Origin of the sequence: Vibrio sp. Vb0888 (genome assembly GCF_033338835.1) — a bacterium.
GTDB classification, from domain to species: Bacteria; Pseudomonadota; Gammaproteobacteria; order Enterobacterales; family Vibrionaceae; genus Vibrio; species Vibrio alginolyticus.
On the sequence record NZ_JAWOTL010000048.1, the window covers coordinates 1 to 2,371 of the forward strand.

The window sequence follows — 2,371 nt, forward strand, 5'->3', positions numbered from 1 at the left end:
CTTGGTATCGCGATAAAAACCACGATGAAGCATACCCAGCGGTGTTTATCTCTGTCGCTAAACAAAAAGGCTCGAACGCGGTTAACGTCGCTCAGTCTGTTCGGGATAAACTGGCGGAGCTTCAATCCGAGCAGTTTCCTCCACAAGTTCAAGTTGCAGTCATTCGTGACTATGGCGAAACGGCGAATGCGAAAGTAAACAACTTGGTATCAAGCCTTGGCATCTCTATTCTAACGGTCGTGGTGTTTGTCGGTTTGTTCTTGAACTGGCGAAGCGCATTGGTGGTTGGTATCGCGATTCCGATTAGCTATGGTGCCGCGCTCGGGATGGACTTGGCATTTGGCTATTCCATCAACCGAGTCACACTCTTTGCGTTGATTTTGGCGCTAGGTTTGATCGTGGACGATCCGATCGCCAGCATCGACAACATTGAACGCTACCTCAAACGCAAAAATCTAACACGAACCAATGCGATTGTTCTCGCCATGGCAGAAATTCGTAGCGCCTTGTTAATGTCGACGGTCGCGATTGTTATCGTGTTTACGCCGATGTTTTTTATCACTGGGATGATGGGGCCTTACATGGCGCCACTGGCGTTCAACGTTCCGATCAGCGTTATCTTTAGTACCGTTGTCGCGTTTATGATTACGCCTTGGCTTGCCAAGAAGCTACTCAAAGGTGCTGAGGAAAACGGCCACTATGACATCCAATCTTCGCCGATGTATCGTTTGTATCGTGGTGTGTTGATTCCGCTACTTGAAAGTCGCAAGAAAGCATGGCTTTTCCTTGGTTTGGTTGCCTTGTTGTTCGTCTTGGCAGCATTGTTGCCAGCACTTCGCTTAGTTCCACTCAAGTTGCTGCCTTATGACAATAAAAATGAGTTCCAATTGGTATTAAACATGCCAGAGTCTTCAAGCTTTGTGGATACGTCCAACGCGCTGTCGAGCTTTACGGACTATTTAATGACGGTGCCGGAAGTGACAAGTGTGTCGGGCTTTGCAGGCACCGCTTCCCCAATGGATTTCAACGGCATGGTGCGCCACTACTTTATGCGCAGCGAACCATACCAAGGCGAGCTTCGAGTCGTTCTTGCAGAGAAGAATCGCCGCGCAATGCAATCACACGAACTGGTGACACGACTCAGGGCGGATTTAGAGCAGATTGCAGATAAGTTTGACGCTGACGTGCAGCTAGTCGAAGTGCCGCCAGGCCCGCCTGTTATCGCCACCATTACGGCAGAAGTTTACGGTGATGAAGCGACATCTTATGAAGATCTGATGAGCCAAGCAGAGAAAGTCGCGGATAGGCTTCGCAAAGAACAGTTGGTTTCTGAGGTGGATACCAGCATCCAAGGTGATTTAGAAACGTGGCAATTCATCGTTGATCAAGAAAAAGCGGCGCTGTCCGGTGTTTCTGTTGCTGATATCAATAACACGCTTATTACCGCCGCGAACGCCAAAGTGCTCGGTTATATCGCCGATCCAAGAGAAGTGGAACCACTACCTATCGCAGTGCAGCTCCGACGCGAAGACAGAGATAACCTGAATCAACTAGAGCAGCTTTATGTGCGAGGCCGTCCGGGCATTGCAAAAGTAGAATCCAATGGGGCTGTTGTGGATGCTCCTCAGCCTATCGTGCAGTTGTCTGAAGTCGGTCATTTTGTGAAACGCGCAGCGGACAAACCGATTTTCCATAAAAACCTCAAGCCTGTTGTGTATGTCTACGCCGAGGTAGTTGGGCGTGTTCCGGGTGAAGTGATTGCCGATGTGATGGCTGACCAAGATACAACTCACGCGGAAGATGTGCATCGTCACTGGCAAGATCGCACGTACTTGAGCAATGGCGCTGGTGTCACTTGGAGTGTGCCAGACAACATCGAGGTGGTTTGGAGTGGTGAGGGGGAATGGAAAATCACAGTGGACGTATTCCGCGATTTAGGCATTGCTTATGGCGCTGCGCTGCTTGGCGTATTTGTGGTGATGTTGATTCAAACTGGTTTACCTGCGGTATCGGGCATCATCATGCTGGCGATACCTCTGACTGTGATTGGGATTATGCCGGGGTTCTGGATTTTGAATGTGTTAAGCAGTGACATCGGTAATTACCCCAACCCAGCTCTGTTCACGGCGACCGCGATGATCGGCATGATTGCGCTAGCAGGGATTGTGGTGCGTAACTCACTCGTTTTGATTGAATTTGTTCAGCAATCGCTGTCTGAAGGTCGTAGCTTACATGATGCGTTGATTGAATCTGGCGTTGTTCGTATGCGGCCAATCTTGCTGACTGCGGGTACAACGTTACTGGGTAACGTCGTGATTACGTTAGACCCAATTTTTAACGGTTTGGCTTGGGCAATCATATTCGGTATTAC

The 2,371-nt window shown here is 49.4% G+C and carries 1 protein-coding gene; it reads left to right on the top strand.

Going from position 1 to position 2,371, the window contains the following annotated elements:
- The coding region (locus R7P72_RS23590) for an efflux RND transporter permease subunit (RefSeq protein ID WP_318110774.1) at positions 1 to 2,371 on the top strand (2,371 nt) is incomplete at both ends.